Source organism: Ruegeria sp. CDSC025 (assembly GCF_059610805.1).
On the sequence record NZ_JBXWOJ010000001.1, the window covers coordinates 71,694 to 96,986 of the forward strand.

Genomic DNA, 25,293 nt, shown 5'->3' on the forward strand with positions numbered 1-25,293 from the left:
GGGTTGCATCACTTTCACAGGAGAACAACCTCATGAACCCGTTTACCCAGCCATTTGAATTTCAGGCAGCAGCAATTCGATTTGCCGGTGAGGCAATGACCAACCATTTGAAAATCATGCAAATTCTGACCAACTCTGCGATTGAACTGCCCTTCGCCCAGGTTCAGGCCCTGCGTGTCGCCTCCGAAAAGACTGTTGCTGACGTGAAGGCACCTGAGTTCAAATCTCAGGCGATGCCTGTGGTCAATGCTGATCCGCAACCTGCGGCAAAGGTCAAAGTGGCCGTCCAGAAAAAGGCAGAAGTCAAGGCAAAGGCCGAATCGCCCAAGCCCGCCCTGGCGAAACCTGTGACAAAAGCCAGAACGTCGGGGGGTGCGAAAAAGGCACAGACCAAGTCCGCGGCAAAACCTGCAGTGGCAAAAGGCGCAGCCCCAAAGGTCGCAGCTAGGCCCGCTGCCCCCAAAGCCGCTACGGCAGAGCCTGCAGTTACCAAAACCGTAACTGCCAAATCTGAAACGCCCAAAGTAGAAGCCGCTAAACCTGCTGCAGTCAGACCTGCAGTGGCAAAAACTGCTGCTCCCGCCGCAGCGATCGACGCTGCTGTTGCAAAAACCGCAGCTGTTAAACCCGTAGCGTCCAAGGTGAAGGCAGATCGGGTTGCAACCGCCAAACCTGCACCTACAAATCCGGCCGCGCCGAAGGCTCAGTCGGGACAGGCGGCAGCTGCACGCCGGTCACGCGCGCCTTCGAAACCGCCCGTGATGCCCGTCTCGAGCGGCAAAACCGAAAAGTAATCGGGACATCCGCTTGACACAGTCGTGCAGGCGCGCCAACGCTGCGCCTCATGACGGACATGCGCCCGGTAGGATATGTGATTGGCCTGTTGGTCGCCATTCTTGGGGCGACCATGATGTTGCCCATGCTTGCGGACCTTATCGAGGGCCGCGGCGAATGGCATGTATTCCTTGAAAGCAGCGTTATCACCATTCTGACCGGCGCTGTCCTTTCTATGAGCTGCTCAAATGGCGTTGGCGAAGGGTTGACGATCCGTCAGACCTTTCTGCTCACGACCGGCGTTTGGGTGGCTTTGCCTTTATTTGGGGCAATTCCTTTCCTGTTCGGGGAAACCGAGTTGCGCTTTGTAGATGCCTATTTCGAGGCCATGTCTGGCCTTACGACCACGGGATCGACCGTGATTTCCGGGCTCGACGGGCTGCCGCAGGGGTTGCTTTTGTGGCGCGGTGTGCTGCAATGGCTGGGCGGTATCGGGATCATCGTTGTTGCAATGGTTTTTCTGCCCGAGCTTCGGGTCGGAGGAATGCAGATCTTCCGTTCGGAAGGTTTCGAAACCATGGGTAAGATCCTGCCGCGGGCGCAAGAAATCGCAGGCCAGATTTCCCTGATCTACGTGTTCCTGACCGTGGTCTGCGCGCTTGTTTACACCGGTCTTGGCATGAGCTTTTTTGACGCCGTGGTTCATTCTATGACCACAATCTCGACCGGTGGGTTTTCAAACTATGATGCATCGTTCGGTACCTTCTCGGGTCCGGCGGAATATGCGGCGTCGATTTTCATGATCCTCGCTGCCCTGCCATTTGTGCGTTATGTTCAGTTTGCCAATGGCAGCACCGGCTCCCTGTTCCGCGACAGTCAGATTCGGGCGTTTTTGGCCACGATCCTGATTCTTGTAGCCGTCATGGCGGTGTTTTTGACCTCTGTCTTTCCGCATCACTGGGAACAGGCGGTGCGGGAATCGCTGTTCAACATCACATCGATCATTTCAGGTACCGGATATGCCAGCGTCGATTATATGGGTTGGGGCAGTTTTCCGATCATGGTGTTCTTCCTGATTGGCCTGATCGGAGGGTGTGCGGGATCAACTGCCTGTTCGATCAAGATTTTCCGCTATCAACTGCTGTTTGCATCCATCAAAACTCAAATCCGGCGTATCCGTTCACCGCATGGGGTGTTCATGCCTCTCTATGATGGGCGTCCCATCGGAACGGATGTCCTGACTTCGGTCATGAGCTTTTTCATGTTCTTCGTATTGTCTTTGGGTTTTCTGGCATGGGCGCTGGCGCTGACCGGGCTGGATTTCATTACCTCTGTCTCGGGTGCAGCAACAGCGTTGGCCAATGTTGGTCCGGGCCTTGGGGATCAGATCGGACCAGCGGGTAATTTCAGCGGGCTCAGCGATACAGCCAAATGGTTACTATCTGCGGGGATGCTGGTCGGTCGGCTTGAACTGCTCGCGGTCTATGCGCTGTTCACAGTCCATTTCTGGAGAAGTTGATGAAAAGACCACTTGGCGCTCAAATCTCGCACATGCTCCGGGATCGGGGTGTTGATGTGATTTTTGGTATCCCCGGCGTCCATAATCAAGAGATGTATCGCGGGATCGAAGAAGCCGGCATCACCCATGTTCTTGCGCGTCACGAGCAGGGGGCCGGTTTCATGGCGGACGGATATGCGCGCGCAAGCGGCAATCCTGGCGTGGCCTATGTGATCACAGGGCCTGGGCTGTGCAACATCATGACACCCATGGGGCAGGGGTATTCGGATTCGGTGCCAATGCTGGTGCTGTCCTCCTGCCTTGATGATGATCAGGCGCTGCAGGGACAGCTTCATCAGATGAAGGATCAACGTGCCGCCGGAGAAACGGTCGCGGATTGGTCGTTGCAGGCTAATACAGCTTCGGCCGCCTATGGCCTGGTTGAACGTGCTTTCGAAGAGTTCGCGTTGAGCCGCCCCAGACCCAAGCACATACAGGTGCCGATTTCGCAACTTAAGGCACAGGCTGACCCAGCCCCATTCCCGAACCAGCCGGGTTTGCGGACAAAGGCTCTGCCGCCGGACGTCGCGCCGGTCTTGTCGATGCTGAACATTGCGCGCAGGCCGCTGTTCGTTCTGGGAGGTGGTGCAAGATCAAACTTGTGGCGGCAGATTCTGACACAGATCGGAGCGGCCTGTTTCACCACCTATGCGGGGCGTGGAATGGTGGGGTTGGATTATGCGTTGGATTTTGGCGCTGCCTTGTCTCGTCCCGAAAGCGCCCGGATCATCGCCTCCGCCGATCTTGTGGTGGTCGTCGGAGCCGAGCTGGGTGAGGTCGATCTGTGGCGCGATGCGCTGGGGCATACGGCCAATATGATCCGCATTGATCTGGACCCTCAGGTCCTGTCGGACCATCATCGGGCCTCTGTCAAGTTGCAGGCGGATGGCGGAAGCTTTGCCCACGCGATGTGGGCGTCTATTGACCATGTCAAACCGGCAAATGGCTGGTCCTCGGATGAGGTCTCCGAAGCCCGCAGTAAATGGCGCGCCGAGATTGATGCGGAACGGCCCGGTATTGTCCCGGTGTTGGATGCCTTGCGTAAGGCAATGCCAGCGGATGTGATGGTGTATTCTGACATGACCCAGTTCGCCTATGTTGCCAAGGGGGTGTGGGAAATGCCTTTCCCCTATCATTGGCACCACCCGAACGGCTTTGGCACGCTGGGCTATGCGTTGCCGGCTGGAATAGGTGGCGCTATCGCGCGGCCGGGCAGGCCGACTGCTGTGATTGCTGGGGATTATGGCTTTCACTACACGATGATGGAATTGGGCGTGGCGGTAGAGCTGGGTTTGCCCCTGCCGATCATTCTTTGGGACAATGGCAAGCTGAAAGAGATCGAAGACAGCATGGTGGGCAGTCAGATCGCGCCGAATGCTGTCGTTGCGCGAAATTCTGACTTTTGCAAACTGGCCGAGGCATTCGGCGCCTTGTCTGCTGCGCCCTCAACACTGGAAGACATGCAGTCTGCGGTGCGAAAAGCGTTTTCCGCTAAGGGGCCGACATTGATCCGGATCACTCCGGACATATGGCGCGCAGAATAAAAAACGCCGCCCGGATGGGCGGCGTTAATGCGCGATTTTACGAACTCAATCCCAGCATTGTACCAGAACAGTCATCCCATTTGCCCGGCGGCTAAGCTCATTGGGTGAGACCTGCGTGGCGGCGGTGGCGCTGGATTGACCTGCCAGCCCAGCCTTGCTCAGCGCCTTGTTCAGGCTCTCTGTATTGGCAGACAGGCTGACCGAGGCGGGCAGGGTCCGCCCATTCGTCGGGGTCGGCAAAAGCATCCCGACCACCTGACCGTTGCCGTCAAACACGGGGCCTCCTGCATCGCCGGGTTGGGTGGCCAGCGCCAGACGCTTCACGCCATCCTCACCGTTCAGGCCGCGCAGGTCGGCGATCTGCCCATATGACAGCGTCGGACCGCCCAAAACGCCCTGATACGAGAATCCGGAGACCGCAACCTCGGACTGAATCCGCGGCTTGGTGCTGCTGAACTCGGCCACGCTGATCGGGGAAAGGTCGCGGCTTGGCCGCAGAACGGCGATGCCGATATTGGGATCGGTCGAGGCGACCTCAAGCTCGTGCGCGCCGTCCAGCGTGATCCGCGAGCAGCTATCTGCCGCCTCGGTCACGGTCAGGACGGTGCCTTTGGCATCCGCAAAGAACCCCGAGCGTGACAGGCGCGGTTTGCGAACCTGCAGGCCGGATACAAGATCAATGCTTTGCACAGCGTCCGATCCGGCGGCGGCGTTAAGAACCGCATCAGTGGTGCTAAAGCCCGCTTTCATGGCGGCAAGAACGCGGGTACGGCGCGCCTCGTCCCCTTCGGGCCAGACCAGGGTAAAACCTTTAATCTGACCATCTTTCAGCTTGGCCTCGGTATAGGATACAATGTCATTGCCGCGACCTTCCAGCGTAAAGCTGTCACCGCGCAGCTGGCGAGGGCCTTCAAGCGGAACGATTTCCAGCGACTGCATGACTTCAAAAAGGGCCCGCAGGGTTGCTTTGGTGCCATCCTGACTGATCAGCAGGGCCTGAGCATTCAGGTCGGTCGAGCCGTTGAAATGCACGAAGGGGGCCTCGTAACGGTCGAATGCAACCACACCCAGCGGCATGGCCATCTCGATACCTGCCTGTGGGTCTGTGTAGCGCTGCATTCCGGCGCTGATTAGTGGCGCGTTATAGTCATCCATCAGGGCCTTGCGCTGTGCCGTCGTCAGAACCCCGGTCGCCTCGTATCCGTTGAAACTTTGCCAGTCGCCCATCGAGCGGCGTGTCCCCTGACCAAAGGCACCGTCAATCGTCGAATTGTAGAAACCGGCTGCCTGAAGTGCGGTTTGAAGGCCCATACGCTCCTGCGCGCTCAGCAATCGTTCGCTTTGCAGCGCCTGTGATCTGGTTTCATCGGCAATTTGCGGGGTTGCCTCGGCCACTGGTTGTTCCGGTTCAGGTGCGACCGGCGCTGTCACAGCGGCCTGGTCCTGAGTATTCGCACTGACCGGCCAGAACTGCTGCCCCAGAGTGTTCGAGAAGGCGATAAAGCTGTCGGCTGGAATTTGCCCCTCTGCACGGTACACCCGCAGAACTTGCTCGGCATCGCCGCGCAGATACGGGCCGATAACAATGGCATACCAGCCCGAATTCAGGCGAAATCCATTCACGTCTGGCAACGCGCCAGAATAGGCTTGTGCGCGTTCCTGGGCTTCACGCAGCGAAGGCTGCGCCTCGACCTGGACCCAAACACCTCCGTCTTGCTGAGCAAATGATGCCCGCACGCCGAAAAGGAAAAGAACTGAAATTACCGTTAATATGCGTCTCATTGTGTGCCTGTGTCCGCGGTGTTTTTCTGCGATGAAGAGTACGCGATATGCGGGTTGAAACACCATGCCTGGAATACGGGGAATTTCCAGTTCGGCCGCTCAGTGGCTTCCCGGGCACACTGTCCCGTTGACGCCCCTTGGCCCCTTGCATAGGAAGGGCAAAACCCACCGGAACAGGGCGCAATGGCGTCCAAAGGGAATGTGATGACCGTTAAGTCCAACGCACCTCGCTCTTTTCAGGAGATCATCCTGCGCCTTCAGACCTATTGGGCGTCAAAAGGCTGCGCCATTCTGCAGCCCTATGACATGGAGGTCGGGGCAGGGACATTCCATCCCGCGACCACTTTGCGCGCGTTGGGGTCCAAGTCCTGGGCCGCAGCTTATGTACAGCCCTCGCGCCGCCCAACAGATGGGCGCTATGGCGAGAACCCCAATCGCTTGCAGCACTATTACCAGTATCAGGTGTTGATCAAGCCTAGCCCGCCGGACCTGCAGGCGTTGTATCTGGGCAGCCTTGAGGCAATCGGCATCGACATGGATTTGCATGACATCAGGTTTGTCGAGGATGACTGGGAAAGCCCAACCCTGGGCGCATGGGGCCTGGGCTGGGAGGTCTGGTGCGACGGCATGGAAGTCAGCCAGTTCACCTATTTCCAACAGGTCGGAGGCCATGACTGCGCGCCGGTTTCAGGTGAATTGACCTATGGGTTGGAGCGGCTGGCGATGTATGTGCTGGGTGTTGATCACGTGATGGACATGCCCTTCAACGATCCGCAGTCACCCAGCCCGCTGACCTATGGTGACATATTCAAACAGACCGAAGAAGAATATGCCCGCTGGAACTTTGACGTGGCCAACACCGAAGTCCTACTGCGCCATTTCGAAGAGGCCGAGTCCGAATGCGCCAGTATTCTGGCGCAAGAGCATGACGATCCAAAAACCGGCAAGCGTATCGTAATGGCGCACCCGGCCTATGATCAGTGTATCAAGGCATCACATATCTTTAACCTGTTGGATGCGCGTGGCGTGATCTCGGTGACGGAACGGCAGGCCTATATCGGGCGCGTGCGGGCCTTGGCAAAGCAATGCGCTGACGCCTTCGTTCAGACCGATGCCGCCGGGTACGAGGTCTGATGCGGCAGTTACGCCAAACCGGGAAGCAGAACTTTAAGCCCGTCCGCGATCATGCTGATGGCGATGGCGGACAGGATCATACCCATAAAGCGGCTCATGATCACCCGAGCGTTGTCCGAAAGCCGCTTGGACAGCGCCGCGGCGTTCCAGAATGTGACGAACAGCAAAAACAGCACTGCCAGAAAAACGCCCGCATAGAGTATGACGTCCATAGGTTTGGACATTTGATGTGCATAGAGGATCAACGTCGTGATTGTGCCAGGCCCAACGAGGATGGGAAAGGCCAACGGATAAAAGGCGACGGTGTCGGCCTCGGGATAAGATTTCTTTTCGCCTTCGGTTCCGTGATGCGCCGTGCTCTCGGTGCCGCTCAGCATGTTCAGGCCGATCATCAGGACAACAAGACCGCCCGCAACGCGCAGATCATTGACGCTGATGCCGAACAGTCCCAATGTCTTGCTGCCAATGGCTGCAAAAGCACCGCCCAGGATCAGACAGTAGGTGACGGTTTTCACCGCAACCTTGCGTTGATCTGCGGGGGTCAGACCATCAGTCACGCTCAGAAAAACGGGCAAGTTGGTGATCGGGTTCATGATCGCAAAAAGCGCGCCGAAAAAACCTGCGGCGAGAGTCGTGTCCATTTTCATTACCCTAAAGTCAGCCTGTATCAGGTTGGAAACTGGCCCATTTTCGACCTCAATGAAAGAGGCCACGTGAATAGGATGCTCGAACGATGACCGGAAAACTACTTGCTATTCTCCTTCTTGGGTCGGCTGTTCTGGCTGGTGGGGCCATGTACTATCTGCAAGTTTACGGCTTTTATTATGGAGTGGTCTCAAAGCCGGGACAGGATGTCCGTTTGCTTGCAATCGGCGCAGATGAGCCCGAGACCATCGCCTATACGGACTTTCAGGCGATTGATGCCGACAGCTCTCCGATTCGATACCGCGCCTGTTTTGAAACTGACCTGACGCCCGCAGATCTGGCTGGTTATCAGACCGCCAATGACCCCGAACCGTTGACGGCGCCCGGATGGTTTGAGTGCTACGATGCCATCGAGATTGCCAACGCGTTGCAGACTGGTCAGGCGCAGGCCTTTATCGGGGCTAAGAATATACACTTTGGCGTGGACCGGATCGTCGCTGTAACCCAGGATGGAAAAGGCTATGTTTGGCACGCGCTGAACAACTGCGGGGAAAAGGCCTATGACGGCACGGTCGTCGGAGAGGAATGCCCGCAGCAACCGGAAACGGGGCAATGACTTATCTCATCCCGGATATGATCGCCGCCACGTTGGGTCTGGCTGTCTATCTTTTGGGGGCGGAGTTGAACACGCAGGTGAAACTGCTTCAGCGCTTCAACATACCCGAACCGGTCAGCGGCGGGTTGGTCGCAGCGCTGGTGATGTTGGGATTATACATGGCCACAGGCATCTCATTCGATTTTGAGATGGCCACGCGGGATTACATGCTGGTGCTGTTTTTTGCGGCAATCGGCCTGAATGCCCGGTTCCTGGATCTGCTTACCGGCGGCAAACCTCTGTTCTTGCTGTTGGTTCTGACACTGATCACCATCATCATGCAAAACGGCATTGGTGCCGTCGGGGCAGTTGCATTTGGCTTTCCTGCCCAGTCCGGAGTGTTATTCGGATCAGCTGCCCTGATCGGAGGGCATGGAACCGCCATCGCGTGGGCGCCGGACGTTGGCGCCGTAACTGGGTTGGAAGGCGCGACCGAGTTGGGGGTCGCAGTGGCGACATTGGGCCTGGTGTTGGCCGCGGTGGTTGGTGGTCCCGTGGCCAAGTATCTTGTCGAACGCTATAATCTGACCCCCGACCGCCCCAACGAAGAACTGACAGTTGGTGTGGCAACCGAAGAACAGCGTTATCCCGATATTACGCCGCTTGGTCTGATGCGGGTCATGCTGTACCTCCATCTTGCCATTATCGTTGGCTACGGTGTGAATGTTCTGATCGCAGAGGCCGGCCTGAAACTTCCCCTGTTTGTACCTTGTCTGATCATTGCCATTTTGATCGGCAACCTGCGCAGTTGGTTGCGGCCAAATGCAGTTCCCGTCAGCCGCACATCCGCGCTTGGGCTGGTTTCAGAGCTTGCGTTGGGTACCTTTCTGGCCATGTCGCTGATGAGCCTGCAGTTGTGGACGATTGCGGAACTTGGTGTGACCATTTTGGTCGTACTGGCGGCACAAACCGCCTTTACGGTCATCTTCGTTATCTACGTGTTGTTTCCGGTGATGGGGTCGGGATATCGCGCCGCGGTTCTGGCCGCAGGCTTCGGTGGGTTTGCGCTGGGCGCGACCCCCACCGCCATCGCCAATATGACCGCCGTAACCAAGCGATATGGCCCGTCCCCTATTGCCTTTATCGTACTGCCCCTTGTATCCGCATTCTTTGTGGATATCGCCAATGCCATCGTCATCCAGACGATCGTCAATTTCTAAGGACTGACTATGCCCGACCTGCTGATCGAACTGTTTTCCGAGGAAATCCCTGCACGCATGCAAACCCGTGCCGGTGAAGACCTGAAAAAGCGGATCACCGATGGTTTGGTCGAGGCCGGTCTGACCTATGCCGGGGCTGCCTCACTGACCACGCCCCGTCGTCTGACTTTGGTGGTCGAAGGCTTGCTGGCCGAAAGCCCGTCCATCCGCGAAGAACGCAAGGGTCCGAAAGTGGGCGCACCGGATCAGGCCATCGAAGGCTTCCTGCGCGGCGCCGGTGTAACCCGTGATCAGCTTGAAGAGCGCGAAACGCCCAAAGGCACGGTGTATTTCGCGATGATCGAAAAGCCCGGGCGACCGGCGACTGATATCGTGGCCGAAGTGCTTGAGGCGACCATACGCAATTTCCCCTGGCCCAAGTCGATGCGCTGGGGCAGTGGGTCGATGCGCTGGGTGCGTCCGCTGCATTCGATCCTGTGCATCCTCAATGATGAGACCGGAGCGCAGGTCGTGCCTCTTGAGGTCGAAGGGATCAAATCCGGCGACACAACCGAGGGTCACCGCTTTATGGCCCCGAACCAGTTTTCTGTAACATCGTTCGAGGATTACGCCGCCAAGCTGAAACGCGCTTTTGTTGTGCTGTCACCTGAGGAACGCGCCGAACACATCTGGAACGACGCGCAGAACATGGCGTTTGCCGCGGGTCTGGAAGTGGTCGACGACAAGGGTCTGCTGGCCGAGGTGGCCGGGCTGGTCGAATGGCCCGTGGTGCTGATGGGGCAGATTGACGAAGAGTTTCTGGAGCTGCCGCCTGAGGTGCTGCAAACCTCGATGAAGGAACACCAGAAATTCTTTTCCGTGAAGAACCCCAAAACGGGCCGGATTGAACGCTTTATCACCGTCGCCAACCGCGAGACCGCCGACAATGGCGCGACCATTCTGGCGGGGAACCAGAAGGTGCTGTCGGCCCGTCTGGCGGATGCCAAGTTCTTTTGGGAGAATGACCTGCGCGTTGCCAAGTCGGATATGACCCAATGGACCTGCGCGCTGGAGAACGTGACCTTCCATAACAAGCTGGGCACACAGGCGGAACGGATCGACCGAATCGCGGCACTAGCCCGCGAACTGGCCCCAGTGGTCGGAGCAGATGCGGATCAGGCCGAGAAAGCCGCGCGTCTGGCCAAGGCCGATCTGAGCTCGGAAATGGTCTATGAATTCCCCGAACTTCAGGGGCTTATGGGGCGGTACTATATTGAGGCTGCAGGCGAAGACGCCGCCGTGGCCGCCGTGGCGCAAGAGCACTACTCGCCGCTGGGCCCGTCAGACGACGTGCCAACCGCGCCTTTGTCAGTGACCGTGGCGCTGGCGGATAAGCTGGACACGCTGACCGGGTTCTGGGCGATTGATGAAAAGCCGACCGGTTCGAAGGACCCGTTTGCCCTGCGTCGAGCGGCGTTGGGGGTTATTCGGTTGGTTTTGGAGAATGGGTTGAGGTTGCCCCTAATCCCAATGTTGAAAACAGGAAATGTGGGCTTTGTCGCGGATAGGGTAGTTAAGTCGTCCGGTACCGAGCGTCACCGGCTTGAGCAAGTGGCCAACTATCTTGGCATGTCAGTAAGTGAGGTGGAATCCCTTCGAGACGAAGGACTTGGAAATCGGAGTGTCGAGCAGATCGAAGCCGAAGTTGCAGAATACGAGCGCCGTTATGGACCGCTGGATTTGAGCGTATTGTTAGGTGCCAACCTTGAAACAAACCTCCTCTCTTTCTTCCACGACCGCCTCAAGACCTTCCTACGCGATGAGGGTATCAGGCACGATATCATCGACGCCTGTATCGCGATGGAGGGCAATGACGACCTCAACCTGTTGGTCAAACGTGCCCGCGCGCTGAACGCGGTGATTGCGACCGAGGATGGCGAAAACCTCGTGCAGGGGTTCAAGCGAGCCAACAATATCCTGTCTCAGGCCGAGGAAAAGGATGGGGTCGAGTACTCCTATGGCGCGGATGTGAAATTCGCCGAAACAGACAGCGAGAAAGCACTGTTTGCGGCATTGGATCAGGCTAAGGCACAGATCGACACAGCGCTGGCGTCCGAAGATTTCCCGGCCGCGATGACGGCTATGTCCGCGCTGCGCAGGCCGGTGGATGCGTTCTTTGAGGATGTGCAGGTCAATACCGACAATGACATCCTACGCCGCAACCGTCTGAACCTGCTCAGCCAGATCAGGAAGGTCTGTTCCAGCGTGGCCGATCTGGCCCGGATCGAAGGTTAACGCTCTTGCGCCACGGGCGCAGCGGCCTATGCTGCGGTGAAACCAAAAGGTGCCGCAGTGCAGAATAACCCGCATACCACGCTGATCACAGCCGAAGCGCCCGTAGCGGCGAATACTCATGGCGGGCGCGCGAAATGCCTGCAGCGCCTGGTTCGGTTGGATTTTCCCGTACCACGAACGGTTGCATTGTCCTTTGATGCAGTGCAGCGGATCGCCGGCGGGCAGGTGCCCGACATTGCGGCCATTCTCGAACAGTTCGACGAGGCGGCGTTGCTGTGTGTTCGCCCAAGCTCCGAGGATCCCGATTGGGGCGGGCCGGGGGCAATCCTCAACATCGGTATGAATGATGCGCGCTATGTGGACCTGTCAGACGAGATGGGGAACGAGGCCGCGGCTGCACTGTCGCTGCGCTTTGTTCAAAGCTATGCCATTCATGTGGCGCGTCTGGATGCGGATGTGTTTGACGACATCGAGGCCGATGGGCTGGAAGGTCTGCGCCAGTCGTTGCGGGCCTATGAGGATGAAACCGACGAGCCTTTCCCACAGGATCGTGGTGAGCAGCTGGTTGCGGTTCTGCGATCGATGGCGCGGGCCTGGGATGGAACCTCAGCCCGGCTGTTACGCCAGGCAAAAGGTGCGCCAGCGGATGCAGGTCTGGGCCTGGTCATTCAGGAGATGGTCCCGGGTGTGGGGCAGGGCGAATGCGGGTCCGGCGTTCTGCAACTGATTGATCCGACAACAGGGCTGCAGCAGATAACCGGTCGTTACCTCAGCCAAAGCCAGGGTCGCGATGCGTTGGGCGAGGGGGTCGCTGCGCTGTATCTGGAAAAGGATCCGCGTGGTAAGTCGCTTGAGGAAGTTGCGCCCAAGGCATTCGCGGAACTCAAGGCACATGCTGCAATCATGCGCGAAAAGCTGCGTGAGGAAATGCAGGTCGAATTCGTCATCGAAAATGGGCACGTTCACATTCTGGACGGTGTGCGCGTGCAGCGCAGTGCCCGTGCTGCCATGCGGATTGCCGTTCGGTTGGCCGAGGATGGCATCATTCCTCAGCAAGAGGCGGTGATGCGGGTCGATCCGCATTCTCTGAACGAGTTGCTGCACCGGCAGGTTCACCCCGACGCGCGCCGTGATGTGCTGACCACAGGCATTGCAGCCAGTCCAGGGGCGGCAACCGGAAAGCTTGTGTTTACTGCGGCCGAGGCGCAGGCCAGTGCCGCGCGGGGCGAGCCCTGTATTCTGGTGCGCCGAGAGACGTCCCCGGAAGATGTCCGGGGAATGCACGCCGCAGTGGCTGTTCTGACCGAAAAGGGTGGGATGACCAGCCATGCGGCCGTGATCGGTCGCGGCTTGGGCCTGCCTTGCATCGTTGGCGCCTCTGAAATGCGGTTTCAGACCAAAGAGAAGATGTTGACAGCCCAGGATGGCCGCGTTTTCAAAACGGGCGACAAGCTGACGATAGACGGAACTTCGGGGCAGGTTCTGGCGGGGCAACCCGCGATGCTTGAGGCGGCGCTAGACGATTGTTTTCAGACGCTTATGAGCTGGGCAGACGCCGAACGTGATATTGAGATCCGCGCCAATGCCGATACGCCTGCGGATGCGCAGACCGCTCGGAACTTTTCGGCACAAGGGATCGGCCTGTGCCGGACGGAACATATGTTCTTTGATCCCGGCCGCCTGATCGTGATGCGCGAAATGATCTTTGCTCAAACCTCTTCCGGTCGTGCGGCGGTTCTGGAACGTCTGCTTCCGATGCAACGCGCAGATTTCGTGCAACTCTTTCGAATTATGGAAGGTCAACCGGTCTGTATCCGCCTGTTCGACCCGCCGTTGCATGAGTTCCTGCCCACGACTCGCAGTGGCCAGCGTGAATTGGCAGAGGCACTTGATCTGCCGGTTTCGGATGTGGAACGCCGTGTCGCCGAGATGACCGAATATAATCCGATGTTGGGATTGCGCGGCGTCAGGCTGGGCATCACGGTGCCGGAAATCTATGATATGCAGGCCCGGGCAATCTTTGAGGCGACGCTTGAGGCCAGCAAAGAGGGCGCTCTGGTGGTCCCCGAGGTGATGATACCGCTGGTTTCGGCCAAGCGCGAGGTTGAGCTTGTCAAATCTCGGATAGACACGGTTGCGGCGTCGGTAGCAGCTGAACGAGGGCAAGAGTTCGAATATCGGCTGGGGGTCATGGTGGAAACGCCGCGTGCCTGCCTGCGGGCGGACGAAATCGCTCCACAAACTGCGTTCCTTAGCTTCGGCACCAATGATTTGACCCAAATGACCTATGGATTGTCTCGTGATGACGCTGGTCGTTTCATGTCTGCTTATGTGCGTCAGGGTGTTTTCGCCGAGGATCCGTTCCACGTGCTAGATCCCGATGGTGTAGGGGAATTGCTGAAGCTGGGGTCTGAACGCGGACGCCGGGTTCAGCCGGACGTGACCCTGTCGGTCTGTGGCGAACATGGCGGAAACCCCGAATCAATCGCAATTTGTCGGGATTTGGGGTTCGACTATGTGTCATGTTCACCCTTCCGGGTACCTGTCGCTCGGCTGGCTGCCGCTCAACTGGCGATTTCGTCCAGACTTGGGGGTTGACAGTAACTGCCGACCCAAGGATTAGTGTGAAAAGAAGGTAGCCGTCGTCAACTTATTTTGACGTTACGGCGATTTTCCACTTGCAACTTCTTCTGATCTGGACGTTTCCGATTCAATTCGGTATGAGCCTCATCGCGCCCGCCGGGGGAGGGTATGGCGCAGAATGTGCCTGTGCGAGGTTATCTGATGCTAAGATATATTCTGGCTGTTGCCGTTATGGCGACAACCATGCTGCCTAGTGTGTCCTTCGCTGAGAGGGAAGCAACCGATACTGCGAAACGTGAGCTGGTCGCCCGTAGCGAACTGCCCGGTCAGAATTTTCGCGATTATCTGAATTTGTTCAAGCCCCGACAGGAGCCTGAGCCGAAAGAAGTGTCCTACTCCAAGAGCTGGTTGGACGAGCAACCCACCGCCACCGGAGGTGAACAGTTCAAGTGCCTGGCCGAGGCGTTGTACTTTGAAGCGCGCGGCGAAGGTGTGCGCGGTCAGTTTGCTGTGGCGGAGGTTATCCTCAACCGTGTTGCCAGCAGCCGCTTTCCCGACACGCTGTGTGGTGTGATCAATCAGGGCACAGGTAAGAAATACCAGTGCCAGTTCACCTATACCTGTGACGGTCAAGAGGAAGTGATCCGAGAAAAGAAGGCCTATGAGCGTGTAGCGAAAGTCGCGCGTACAGCCATCGACGGGGCTGCCAAAAAGCTCACCGAAGGGGCTACGCATTATCACACGACCGCAGTGCGCCCGTCTTGGGCCAAGGTCTACAAGGAAACTGCGCGTATCGGTGTTCATATTTTCTACCGTCACAACTATCAGACGGCGAGCAACTGATTGACGCACCCGCGCTGGAACCCTACTGGCGCGGGACGAAAATCGGTTTAGATTGCGGGCCAAGGAGGTCCGTATTGTTGTTATCACGCAGACAGATATTGCAATCCGGTACAGCAATGTTGCTGTTGCCCAAGGCAGTGCATGCCGCAATAGATGATTTGGTTGCCCAGATCGTCTCCCGACAGCTGGCCCCTGACGGGTACCCCGAGACCTCGGTTTGGTCCTTTGGTGGAAATGTGCCCGGTTCAGAAATTCGCCTGCGCAAAGGGCAAAACGTCCGGCGCAGATTGGTAAACGATTTGCCCCAACCCGCTACGATCCACTGGCATGGCATTCGAATTGTCAATGCAATGGACGGAGTCCCGGGTCTGACGCAGGACGCTGTTCAGCCAGGCCACAGTTTTACCTATGACTTTGTGGTCCCGGATGCGGGGACATATTGGTATCATGCCCATAACCGATCCATGGAGCAGGTTGCGCGTGGCCTCTACGGCCCATTGATTGTCGAAGAAGATAATCTGCCTGATGTGGATCAGGATTTGACCCTTGTCCTGGACGACTGGAGGTTAGCCCCGGAAACCGGGCAGATCGTAGAAGATTTTGATAACCAGCACGACCTCAGCCACGCCGGGCGTTTGGGCAATCTCGTCACAGTTAATGGCCAGTTTGATCCAGAATATGCAGTGGCGCGCGGCGCGCGCCTGAGGCTGCGGCTGATCAATGCGGCAAATGCCAGGATATTCGATCTGGGGCTGGATGGTCTGACAGGTTGGATCGTCGCTTTGGATGGAATGCCTCTGGTTGACCCTTTGCCGGTTTCCGGGAACGTCCCGCTTGCACCTGCTCAGCGGATGGATCTGATTGTGGATGTGCAAAGTGATGAGGGTCAGATTGCCGGGCTTGTAAGTCAAGAACGCGGTGACAGCTTCGGTCTGGTTCGGCTTGCGGTGGCCGGTCAGGCGGCGGCAAACAGGACTGGAATCCGCCCTTTGCCAGCAAATGAGATGCCTAAGGTTCGGCTGGACGACGCACCGATCCATCGCATGACGCTGCAAGGCGGGGCCATGCGCTGGCTGGATTCCGCCAATATGGGCGAGACCGAACTATCAGGCCGTGAATTGGCCCAACTCGGGAGGTTTTGGGCATTGAATGGCTATTCTGATCGACCGGATGAGCCGTTTCTGGATGCGCGATTGGGAAGTGCTCATCAGATTGAGTTTGTCAATGAAACGGCGTTTCCCCACGCTATGCACCTGCATGGGCACCATTTCCGCATCATCCTGGATGACGGCACGCTGGGCCCCTGGCGCGACACGATACTGATAGGGCGGGGTCAGACCCGTAAAATCGCGCTGATTGCTGACAATCCAGGCGACTGGTTGTTACACTGCCATATGCTGGGTCATTCCGCATCCGGAATGATGAGCTGGTTTCGCGTCAGCTGACGCCGCATTCGAAGACTGGAATGGCGTTTGCTGCGATGTTATAGGGCCTGCAATGTGTAATTAGGGCCGATACGCCCACCAAGCCCAAAGGGTCAATCGCATGAGTTCTGAAATCCGTCTTGCCTTTGCGCACCCGTCCGAGCGGTCCGAGGCGACTGCCACGCGGGGACCTCTGGATCGCATCTCTCTGCGTGACCATATTGTCGAGGTCGAGATCGGCGCCTTTCAGGCCGAGCGTGGAACGACGCAACGCATTTGCTTTAATATCGTTGTCGAGGTGCGCCCGCTGACCGATCCTATTGACGATGATGTTGATCGCATCCTGTCCTATGATCGTGTGACCGAGGCCATCGGCTTTGAGCTGTCGGCCGAGCGGTTGAACCTGCTGGAAACTCTGGCGGACCGGATTGCCGAGAGAATTCTGCTTGAACCTCAGGCTGTAAGAGCCTTTGTCAGAATAGAAAAGCTGGATCGTGGCCCCGGCGCTTTGGGCGTTGAGATCGTGCGCGGTAAAGATGCAACTCACCACGAGCTGGTCGAGGAAGAGCGTCCGCACCCGCGTTTGGCCTTCCTGTCAAACGAAGCAATCGCGTCGGACAATCTGACCGGCTGGATTGACCAGTTGGAAAACCGGAAACGCCCCCTGATCCTCTGCGTCGGGGCGGCGGATATGGCCGTTTCGCAAACCGGTCACGCGATGACTCAGCGCCGGATCGACCTGCTGGCCATTGAACAGAACGCCTGGGTACTGGCCGCGCGCGACCTGCGCTGCGTTGTCGTTTCCACCCGGACCGAGTTGGATTGGGCCATGAAGAACGGGCAGATTTGCGTCTGGGCGCCGTCCAAGATCGTGCTTGATGCAGTGGACGGCCCGTCGGCTGCGCCCTCGGATGCGGTCGCTCTGGCGGCGTGGTTTGCCGCGACATTCGAAGCGAGCGAGCTGATGGTATTCGGAGGCGCCTTGCCGGACTCACCCCAGACTCCGCTGCGCGCTGTGCCGGTGGATCAGGCGAATCTGTGACTGCTTACTACCGACCCTTGGTTCAGCATGGTGAGGCGCGCCCTGAAGGGGCGGTGACCTTAGCCGGTCAGACGCTGTGGTTCACCCATGTCGAACGCCTCAGCCGGACTGAAGCCGCGTGCATCATCCCGGCTGCGCAGGTTCCCGGCGATGTGCTGGATCGGCTGACACGTCCACGGGCCGCTATTTCTGGCGTTGCGATGGATCGGCCCCAGATCATGGGCATCCTCAATGCCACGCCGGACAGTTTCTCGGATGGCGGGGTGCATAACTCGGTCGAGGCGGCACAGGCTGCGGCGCGGGACATGGTCGCGCAGGACGCCAGTATTCTTGATATCGGAGGCGAGTCGACACGCCCGGGTGCAACCTTTGTCCCTGAAGATGAGGAAATCGCCCGGACCGAACCGCTGATCAGGGCGATCAGGTCGGCCACCGATGCGTTGACTTCCATAGATACCCGCAAAGCCGCCGTTGCCAAAGCCGCTTGGAAAGCCGGGGCAGGGCTGATCAACGACGTCTCGGGCTTTACCTTCGATCCGGACCTTGCGCCGTTCTGTGCCCGGGTTGGAGCCCCTGTCTGCGTGATGCACATGCAGGGCGATCCCGGTTCGATGCAGGATGACCCGACTTACGACAATGTTTTGCTGGATGTTTATGACTTCCTACATGGGCAGGTTGGTTTTCTTGAAGACCTCGGCATGAGCCGGGACCAGATCGTTATCGACCCGGGCATAGGATTTGGCAAAACCGAAAAGCACAATCTTATCCTTCTGCAGAATCTCAGCCTGTTTCACGGTTTGGGGTGTCCGATCCTGCTGGGCGTGTCCCGAAAGGGGTTTATTGGTCAGATAGGCAAAGAACCCCGCAAAGATGCCCGTGCGCCGGGATCAATCGCCGTGGGGCTGGCCGGATTGGCACAGGGCGTGCAGATCCTTCGTGTTCATGACGTCGCTGAAACCGCTCAGGCCTTGCGTCTATGGGCCGCCGTCCGGTAATCCGGTCGCAAGCAAGAATTTACGGAGGGACACCAATGCGTAAGCTGTTCGGAACCGATGGGGTGCGGGGCACCGCCAATACGCATCCGATCACGGCTGAGATGGCCCTGCGCATGGGGGCCGCGGTTGGGCGGTACTTCCGACGTGACCAATCCGGCGTGCACCGTGTTGTTATTGGCAAGGATACGCGCCTGTCTGGGTATATGCTGGAAAACGCGCTGACGGCGGGGCTGACCTCGACCGGGATGAATGTTTTGTTGCTGGGACCGGTTCCAACGCCGGCTGTCGGCCTGATGACGCGGTCAATGCGCGCCGATCTGGGCGTGATGATCTCGGCCAGTCACAACCCCGCCGAAGACAACGGGATCAAGTTTTTCGGGCCTGATGGCTTCAAACTGTCGGATCAGGCGGAAATTGAAATCGAACGGCTGATCGAAGAAGGGGTTAAGCCTGCGCAGGCCCAAAATATCGGTCGGGCCCGCCGGGTAGACGATGCGCGGTTTCGCTATGGCGAGCGGGTGAAATCTTCGCTATCCCGCGATCTTAGGCTGGACGGTTTGAAAGTGGTGGTGGATTGCGCCAATGGCGCCGCGCACCGTACTGCGCCCGAAGTTTTGTGGGAACTTGGGGCCGAGGTCATTCCTGTAGGCACCTCTCCTAACGGTAAGAATATCAACCTGAATTGCGGTTCGACCAAACCTCAGCTAGCAGCTGAAACGGTGGTGGCGCACGGGGCCGATGTGGGGATCTGCCTGGATGGTGATGCCGATCGGGTTGTGATCGTGGATGAGCACGGACACGTGGCCGACGGCGATCAGTTGATGGCGTTGTTAGCGACCTCTTGGGCCAAGGCCGACCGCTTGCGCGGCGGCGCTTTGGTCGCGACAGTCATGTCCAACCTTGGTCTCGAACGCCATCTCGTTTCGCAGGGGCTCAGGCTTGAACGAACGGCCGTAGGCGACCGCTATGTAGTCGAGCGGATGCGTGAAGGAGATTTCAACCTGGGTGGTGAACAATCTGGCCACATCGTCATGAGCGATTATGCCACCACAGGCGATGGCCTCATGGCGGGCCTGCATTTCCTGGCTGAAATGGTACATTCCGGGCGCAACGCATCCGAACTGTCGGTTCAGTTCGAAACAGTACCGCAACTGTTGAAGAACGTGCGCTATGGCGAGGGGCAGGCCCCGCTGGAAACAGTTGGTGTGAAAGCCGCAATCTCGGATGCCGAAGAGCGTCTGAAAGGAAAAGGCCGATTACTGATCCGTAAATCCGGCACTGAACCTCTGATCCGCGTCATGGCGGAGTGTGAAGATGATCAGCTGTTGGCCAAAGTCGTTGACAGTATCGTTGCTGAGGTCGCGGCGGTTGCAGGCTAGCGACCGGCCAGCATTTTGCGCAGGCTGAACCACTGGCTGATCGCTAGCCCGGTCAGGATCATCGCTAGAGCAACGTAAAACCGTATCGGCAATGCCTCGGACAGAACCCACGCGCCAAACACCATCGACCATATCGGAACTTGGTAGTTGACCAGCGTCAGAAAAACAGACCCGGCGCTGCGAATAATCGAGACGCGCAGCAACGTGGCAAAGGCGGTTGGAACAAGGCCCAATGCGATTATGGCGAGGCTAGGCCGTGCGCCATGCCAATTTGGCACCCCTTCGGTTACCAGCATGATGGGCAACAAGATTGCCGCGCCGACCAGCAAAGTGAGCGCAGCCAGAACAACCGGATCGACCGGAGGGCATCTGCGCGTGAATATAGAAGCGCAGGAATAGCACAGTGCAGCACCAATACAGGCCAGCTGTGCCAGTGGTTCCGCACCTTGACCAAGCTGTGCAAGGCCAGGGCCAATCAGCACCAGTGCGCCTGCAAATCCAAGTGATACGCCAACAAAACGCCGCGCGTTGAGGGGCTCATCCGAAAAGAAATGTGCCAGTGGCAACACCATCAACGGGATGGCCGCCATCGAAAGGCCCGCAAAGGCGGACGGAACATATTGCTGGCCCCAGCTGAGAAGCAAAAAAGGTAGGGCCGTCGACAGAATGCCGATCACGATGATTGAGGGCCAAAGGCCCCGCGTGGTTGTTGGCAATTTGCGACCCGTCGCCCCCATCAGCAGTATAAGGGTGAGCGCGCCCAGAGTCGTGCGCGCTGTTGCTACTGTGACGGGCCCGTACCCTTCGAGCGCGATGGCCACGACCATAAATGTGCCGCCCCAGATGAAGCCAAGTACAGCGACCATAAGCCAGTTTTTGTTGGTGATTTCAGAGGGTTCTCTCATGGTATTGCCTGCTTCGTCACAATTAGCTGCGAGTGTGGTATTGTAGGGGTATTGGAAAAAGAATTTGGAGACAAATTATGGACTACAAAGAAGTGAATGCTGTTTGCCAGCCCGGAGACGATGTGGCTTCACGAGATTGGTATGCTTGGAACAACAAGATGCCTCCGGGGCCCGCTAGGTTGATTGTGACGGGCATTGTCACGGTTGGTAATCCAGGGGTCGAGCCCATGTTGGTTATCGCCAATCCGCAGGGGATCAATCCCAGCCATTTGCTGCTCAACATCTTCCTCTGTCAGAAGCCCGGGAAATGGCCCTCGGTGGTTGTCGACAAGCCGGTGCGGTTCGAGCAGCATTCGAACCCGATGTATACCCATGTGGATATTGTTGGCGGGCCGTCGATAGAAATTTTTAACGCCCATTAAATGAATGACGCCGCCCCGGGGGGCGGCGTCACGATAGGATCAGTTCTTTTCCTGATCGACCAGTTTACCGGCCGAAATCCAGGGCATCATGTCCCGCAGCTTTTTGCCGACCACTTCGATCTGGTGCTCGTCATTGGAACGGCGCGAGGCTTTGATGGTGGGTTGACCCACAGCATTTTCCAGCATGAAGTCGCGTACGAATTTGCCGCTCTGGATGTCCGACAGGGTCTCTTTCATTGCCTTCTTGGTCTGCTCATAAGGCAGGATGCGCGGACCAGTGACGTACTGACCGTATTCAGCAGTGTTCGAGATCGAGTAATCCATGTTGGCGATTCCGCCTTCATAGATCAGGTCCACGATCAGCTTGGTTTCGTGTAGACACTCGAAATAGGCCATTTCGGGTGCATAACCTGCCTCGACCAGAGTTTCAAAGCCGCAGCGGATCAGCTCGACGATACCGCCACACAGAACCGCCTGTTCACCGAATAGGTCGGTTTCGCATTCTTCGCGGAAGTTGGTCTCGATGATGCCCGAACGGCCGCCACCGATGGCCGAGCAATAGGACAGACCGATTTCCAGCGCTTTGCCGGTTGCGTCAGTGTCAACAGCCACAAGGCAGGGAACGCCGCCACCTTTGGTGTATTCACCACGGACGGTGTGGCCGGGGCCTTTGGGGGCCATCATGATGACGTCTACGCCTGCTTTCGGTTCGATCAGGCCAAAGTGAACATTCAGGCCGTGGGCGAACGCAATCGCAGCACCCGGCTTGATGTTGTCATGCACGTATTTCTTGTAAGTTTCGGCCTGCAATTCATCGGGCATGGTGAACATGATGACATCACACCAGGCTGCCGCTTCTGCAATGCCCATGACCGCCAGGCCTTCGGCTTCGGCTTTCCTAGCCGAAGGCGAGCCTTCGCGCAGGGCAACGACCAGATTCTTCGCGCCCGAGTCGCGCAGGTTCAGCGCGTGTGCATGACCCTGGCTGCCATAACCCAGGATGGCCACTTTTTTGTCTTTGATCAGGTTGATGTCGCAATCGCGATCGTAATAGACGCGCATGATGCTGGTCCTTTCTGTTTCGATTGCTGTGGGTTTTAAGGCGATTTTCCAAGGATAGCGATACTGTTATCCTTGAATTATCACGAATAACTCGAGTATCTATTCTTGAAGTATAATAAAAAAGAAAAAATCATGCTTGATGATGTTGACCGCAGGCTTCTGCGTCATTTCCAGGCCGACCCGACGCTGACAACCGCTGAGTTGGCCGAGCTTTGTCGCATCAGCACAAGTGTCTGCTGGCGACGTATCGAAAAAATGCAAGAGGCCGGGATTATTCAAGCCCAAGAGGCGATCATTGACTGGGCCGCATTGGGATATGCAGTCGAGGTTTCATTGCGGGTGACGCTGGATAAGACCCAACCGCGTGCATTCGACGAGTTCATGGGTGTCGCGCGCGAGGTTCCCGAGGTGATCGAGATTCAGACCTTTTTGGGCCGCGTGGATGTGCGCTTATCTGTGCTTGCCAAGGATATGGCACATTACCAGCAGCTGTATCGTGACCGTATCCTGACTTTGCCGCATATCGCAGATATCGAGGCATTGATGCATATCGCGCGGGTCAAAAGCGATGAGGTGCTGCCGCTATGACCGAATTGGATGAGCTCGACCGCAAAATTCTGCGCGCTCTGATCCAGGATGCAACGCAAAGCGCGGGTGCCTTGGGGCGTAGATTTGGCCTGTCTCAGCCCGCGATGTGGCGCCGTATCCGGAGGCTTGAAACGACGGGGATCATAAAGGGGCGCCACCTGCGTTTGAATGCAGAAGCGTTGGGGTTTGGGGTGACAGTTTTTCTGGGGGTCAAGTTAGCGCGGAAAGGTCAGGTCAGCCTTGAAGATTTCGAACGTGCCGTCAGTGCGATCCCCGAGGTTCAAACCGTTGAACATGTGTTGGGCCTCTATGATTACCGTTTGCGCGTCGTGGCACGGGATCTCTCGGACTTTGAACGTGTTCTGCGCCGCCGGATAATGACTTTGCCCGGGGCCGGAGATGTCGAAGCCAATGTATTGCTGAGCGAAGAGAGGCTACCCGGGCCTATCGGCTAGGCCCGTTTCAGTACCTGGTACGGATGTAATATCCGGGATGATGTGTCATGCGCGCAAAGGTAATTGGCTGCCCGTCTTTCCATGTCGTGCGCTCTAATTGGATCATGGACGTCCCCGAGGTTGTCCCCATGAATTCAGCCAGCCGTCCATCTGCCGAAATCGCGCAAAAGGCGACTTCAGCATCGGTGAAGGGGGCGGCGTGCAACAGCCACTCATGCGGGCCTTTGGTGTCGAGGTCAGCATGTTCCACTTCTGGAACTGCATCGATATTGATCCAGCGCTCTTCCAGTTGAAACGGCCGGTTGTCTGCATAGTGCATGCAGACAATATGCAAAACACGCGCTTCTTGCGAGACGCTTAACTGAGAGGCAAGCCATCCGGGGCTGGAGACGATATTACGCTCGACCAGCGCATAACGATAGGTGGAGTTCTGCCCCTCGACATCCAGTCGGGTCAGGGAAAACTCCAGTTTTGCGTGTTTGCTGGGTTCTTTTTTGACCCGCGTTCCGCTTTTACGTTTTCTTTCAACGAAGCCCTGATCTGCCAGTTCCCGCAAAGCACGATTCACCGTGGCACGGGCACAATTAAATTCTTCTGCCAACTGGGTTTCTGTCGGCAGCACCGACCCCTGTGGCCAAACTCTGGTTTCTATTCGTCGTTTTACTTCGTCACGTACAAACTGAAAACTGATCCGCTTATGCGCAGTCACGAGTGAAAATACCTTTCTTCTCCAAAGTGTATGTATCTGGTCAGAAACACGTAGGGGTGTAAAGGGTTGCTGACACTGTTTGGCGTCATTAGTTGTCGATAGGGCCTTTGAGGCGTTAAAATTTTCTTAGGAAACCGGGTTCCGTTGGGTCAATTTTCAGTAATAACTGAGAGGCAGTGAGCGAAGTTGCGAACACCCGCTCGTTTCGTGGAATTTGAAAGGAATACCAATGCCCCCGCTTTTGGACAAAATTGACCCCAATGGGTTAGAGGAGTTTTCGGTCGTCTTCACCGATCGCTCGCTTAATCACATGTCGGTTCAGTTTCAGCATGTGATGCGCGACATCTCTGAGATGCTGAAAGGCGTTTACAACGCTGACGGTGTGGCCGTTATCCCGGGCGGTGGTACATATGCAATGGAAGCAGTCGCGCGCCAGTTTGCCCGCAATGCCAATGTTCTGGTGGTCAGGAATGGCTGGTTTTCCTATCGGTGGAGCCAGATCATCGAGTCCGGTGGGTTGACGGCGTCGGCAACAGTTCTGAAGGCGCGCCAGACCGGCAACTCGGCAACGTCCCCATTTGCGCCTGCTCCGATCGAGGAAGTCATCGAAACGATCCGCGATGGGCGCCCGGATGTGGTCTTTGCGCCGCATGTCGAAACAGCGGCCGGGGTCATTCTGCCCGACGACTATATTTCGGCGATGGCAGCCGCAGCCCACGAGGTTGGGGCGCTGATGGTTCTGGATTGCATCGCTTCGGGCTGCGCATGGGTGGATATGAAGGCGACGGGTGTGGATATCCTGATCTCGGCCCCTCAGAAAGGGTGGAGCGCATCGCCTTGCGCGGGTCTTGTCATGCTGTCCGAACAGGCTGAGGCAAGGCTGGAGGAGACGACTTCGGACAGTTTTGCCGTCGACCTGAAGAAATGGCGTCAGATCATGCAAGCCTATGAAAATGGCGGTCACGCCTATCACGCCACGATGCCAACAGATGCGCTGAAAGCCTTCCGCGACACGATGGCTGAGACTCGAGACTATGGCTTTGACAAACTGCGTGACGCCCAGTGGGCATTGGGGGACGGAGTACGGGCAATGCTGAAGGAGAAGGGCATTGTTTCTGTCGCTGCCGATGGGTTTGGTGCGCCGGGTGTGGTGGTCAGCTATACCTCGGATCCCAATATCCAGAACGGCAGCAAATTCGCCGCCTTGGGCATGCAGATCGCTGCTGGTGTACCCTTGCAATGTGATGAGCCAGACGGGTTCAGCACCTTCCGTCTGGGCCTGTTCGGTCTGGACAAGCTGTACGATGTTGACGGCACAATCGCGCGTCTAAAGCGCGTGCTGGACCAGGTTTTGTGACAA

22 protein-coding genes are annotated in these 25,293 nt (G+C 57.4%); 17 read left to right on the top strand and 5 right to left on the bottom strand.

Features of this window, described 5'->3' with window-relative positions:
• Nucleotides 1-32: 32 nt before the first annotated feature.
• The 3 genes from AC2FH8_RS00405 to AC2FH8_RS00415 are packed head-to-tail and all read left to right on the top strand — an operon-like array spanning nt 33 to nt 3,876.
• Nucleotides 33-794, top strand: coding sequence for a hypothetical protein (locus AC2FH8_RS00405; protein ID WP_281994798.1), 762 nt, complete (start codon nt 33-35; stop codon nt 792-794).
• A gap of 50 nt (nt 795-844) precedes the next feature.
• Entirely contained in the window at nt 845-2,293 is a 1,449-nt protein-coding gene (locus AC2FH8_RS00410) for a TrkH family potassium uptake protein (protein ID WP_142634535.1), read from the top strand.
• Nucleotides 2,293-3,876 (top strand): thiamine pyrophosphate-binding protein, encoded by a 1,584-nt coding sequence (locus AC2FH8_RS00415; RefSeq protein ID WP_496687525.1) that lies wholly within the window; start codon nt 2,293-2,295, stop codon nt 3,874-3,876. The genes AC2FH8_RS00410 and AC2FH8_RS00415 overlap by 1 nt, the downstream gene beginning before the upstream one ends.
• A gap of 45 nt (nt 3,877-3,921) precedes the next feature.
• Here the strand turns inward: AC2FH8_RS00415 and AC2FH8_RS00420 are convergent, their stop codons facing one another.
• Nucleotides 3,922-5,658, bottom strand: coding sequence for a serine protease (locus tag AC2FH8_RS00420; RefSeq protein ID WP_496687528.1), 1,737 nt, complete (start codon nt 5,656-5,658; stop codon nt 3,922-3,924).
• A gap of 204 nt (nt 5,659-5,862) precedes the next feature.
• Here AC2FH8_RS00420 and AC2FH8_RS00425 point away from each other — a divergent pair, with 204 nt between their 5' ends.
• The gene (locus tag AC2FH8_RS00425) at nt 5,863-6,792 is read left to right on the top strand and encodes a glycine--tRNA ligase subunit alpha (protein ID WP_496687531.1); all 930 of its coding nucleotides are present in this window, start codon (nt 5,863-5,865) and stop codon (nt 6,790-6,792) included.
• 8 nt (nt 6,793-6,800) lie between these two features.
• Here AC2FH8_RS00425 and AC2FH8_RS00430 read toward each other — a convergent pair whose 3' ends face one another.
• Complete coding sequence (locus tag AC2FH8_RS00430) at nt 6,801-7,433, bottom strand: MarC family protein (protein WP_142634527.1); 633 nt, start codon at nt 7,431-7,433, stop codon at nt 6,801-6,803.
• 92 nt (nt 7,434-7,525) lie between these two features.
• On the opposite strand from AC2FH8_RS00430, the gene AC2FH8_RS00435 reads away from it, so the two are divergent.
• From AC2FH8_RS00435 to glmM, 9 genes are all read left to right on the top strand, one after another.
• The gene (locus AC2FH8_RS00435; protein WP_142634525.1) at nt 7,526-8,053 is read left to right on the top strand and encodes a DUF6446 family protein; all 528 of its coding nucleotides are present in this window, start codon (nt 7,526-7,528) and stop codon (nt 8,051-8,053) included.
• On the top strand, nt 8,050-9,252 hold the full coding sequence (gene gltS / locus AC2FH8_RS00440) for a sodium/glutamate symporter (protein ID WP_496687541.1): 1,203 nt from the start codon (nt 8,050-8,052) through the stop codon (nt 9,250-9,252). The genes AC2FH8_RS00435 and gltS overlap by 4 nt, the downstream gene beginning before the upstream one ends.
• 9 nt (nt 9,253-9,261) lie before the next feature.
• Entirely contained in the window at nt 9,262-11,526 is a 2,265-nt protein-coding gene (gene glyS / locus AC2FH8_RS00445) for a glycine--tRNA ligase subunit beta (protein WP_496687544.1), read from the top strand.
• 36 nt (nt 11,527-11,562) lie between these two features.
• Nucleotides 11,563-14,124, top strand: a complete 2,562-nt coding sequence (locus tag AC2FH8_RS00450; RefSeq protein WP_281972295.1) for a putative PEP-binding protein — start codon at nt 11,563-11,565, stop codon at nt 14,122-14,124.
• Nucleotides 14,125-14,277: 153 nt separating this feature from the next.
• Nucleotides 14,278-14,952, top strand: a complete 675-nt coding sequence (locus AC2FH8_RS00455) for a cell wall hydrolase (RefSeq protein ID WP_271946407.1) — start codon at nt 14,278-14,280, stop codon at nt 14,950-14,952.
• 116 nt (nt 14,953-15,068) lie between these two features.
• The gene (locus tag AC2FH8_RS00460; protein WP_496687547.1) at nt 15,069-16,397 is read left to right on the top strand and encodes a multicopper oxidase family protein; all 1,329 of its coding nucleotides are present in this window, start codon (nt 15,069-15,071) and stop codon (nt 16,395-16,397) included.
• Between the two features lie 100 nt (nt 16,398-16,497).
• A complete protein-coding gene (locus AC2FH8_RS00465; RefSeq protein WP_496687550.1) occupies nt 16,498-17,418 on the top strand; it encodes a dihydroneopterin aldolase in 921 nt (306 codons plus the stop codon).
• Nucleotides 17,415-18,413 (top strand): dihydropteroate synthase, encoded by a 999-nt coding sequence (gene folP, locus AC2FH8_RS00470; RefSeq protein ID WP_496687553.1) that lies wholly within the window; start codon nt 17,415-17,417, stop codon nt 18,411-18,413. Before AC2FH8_RS00465 ends, folP begins: the two co-directional genes overlap by 4 nt.
• Nucleotides 18,414-18,448: 35 nt before the next feature.
• Nucleotides 18,449-19,792, top strand: a complete 1,344-nt coding sequence (gene glmM, locus AC2FH8_RS00475) for a phosphoglucosamine mutase (protein ID WP_496687556.1) — start codon at nt 18,449-18,451, stop codon at nt 19,790-19,792.
• On the opposite strand, the gene AC2FH8_RS00480 is transcribed toward glmM, so the two are convergent.
• Nucleotides 19,789-20,697 carry a DMT family transporter gene (locus tag AC2FH8_RS00480; protein ID WP_496687558.1) on the bottom strand — a complete coding sequence of 303 codons (909 nt, stop codon included), beginning with the start codon at nt 20,695-20,697 and terminating at the stop codon, nt 19,789-19,791. The two genes, glmM and AC2FH8_RS00480, sit on opposite strands and share 4 nt — an antisense overlap.
• A 77-nt stretch (nt 20,698-20,774) precedes the next feature.
• On the opposite strand from AC2FH8_RS00480, the gene AC2FH8_RS00485 reads away from it, so the two are divergent.
• The gene (locus tag AC2FH8_RS00485) at nt 20,775-21,119 is read left to right on the top strand and encodes a hypothetical protein (RefSeq protein ID WP_496687560.1); all 345 of its coding nucleotides are present in this window, start codon (nt 20,775-20,777) and stop codon (nt 21,117-21,119) included.
• Nucleotides 21,120-21,158: 39 nt separating this feature from the next.
• On the opposite strand, the gene ilvC is transcribed toward AC2FH8_RS00485, so the two are convergent.
• Nucleotides 21,159-22,181, bottom strand: coding sequence for a ketol-acid reductoisomerase (gene ilvC / locus AC2FH8_RS00490; RefSeq protein WP_142634504.1), 1,023 nt, complete (start codon nt 22,179-22,181; stop codon nt 21,159-21,161).
• 132 nt (nt 22,182-22,313) lie between these two features.
• Here ilvC and AC2FH8_RS00495 point away from each other — a divergent pair, with 132 nt between their 5' ends.
• Together AC2FH8_RS00495 and AC2FH8_RS00500 are read left to right on the top strand one after the other, a co-directional pair.
• Nucleotides 22,314-22,769 carry an Lrp/AsnC family transcriptional regulator gene (locus AC2FH8_RS00495; RefSeq protein WP_271946422.1) on the top strand — a complete coding sequence of 152 codons (456 nt, stop codon included), beginning with the start codon at nt 22,314-22,316 and terminating at the stop codon, nt 22,767-22,769.
• Complete coding sequence (locus AC2FH8_RS00500) at nt 22,766-23,224, top strand: Lrp/AsnC family transcriptional regulator (protein WP_142634500.1); 459 nt, start codon at nt 22,766-22,768, stop codon at nt 23,222-23,224. Before AC2FH8_RS00495 ends, AC2FH8_RS00500 begins: the two co-directional genes overlap by 4 nt.
• A gap of 7 nt (nt 23,225-23,231) precedes the next feature.
• Here AC2FH8_RS00500 and hutC read toward each other — a convergent pair whose 3' ends face one another.
• Entirely contained in the window at nt 23,232-23,933 is a 702-nt protein-coding gene (gene hutC, locus AC2FH8_RS00505) for a histidine utilization transcriptional repressor HutC (RefSeq protein ID WP_142634498.1), read from the bottom strand.
• A 229-nt stretch (nt 23,934-24,162) separates the two neighbouring features.
• Between hutC and AC2FH8_RS00510 the strand changes: the two genes are divergently transcribed.
• Complete coding sequence (locus tag AC2FH8_RS00510) at nt 24,163-25,290, top strand: aminotransferase class V-fold PLP-dependent enzyme (protein ID WP_496687562.1); 1,128 nt, start codon at nt 24,163-24,165, stop codon at nt 25,288-25,290.
• Nucleotides 25,291-25,293: the final 3 nt, after the last annotated feature.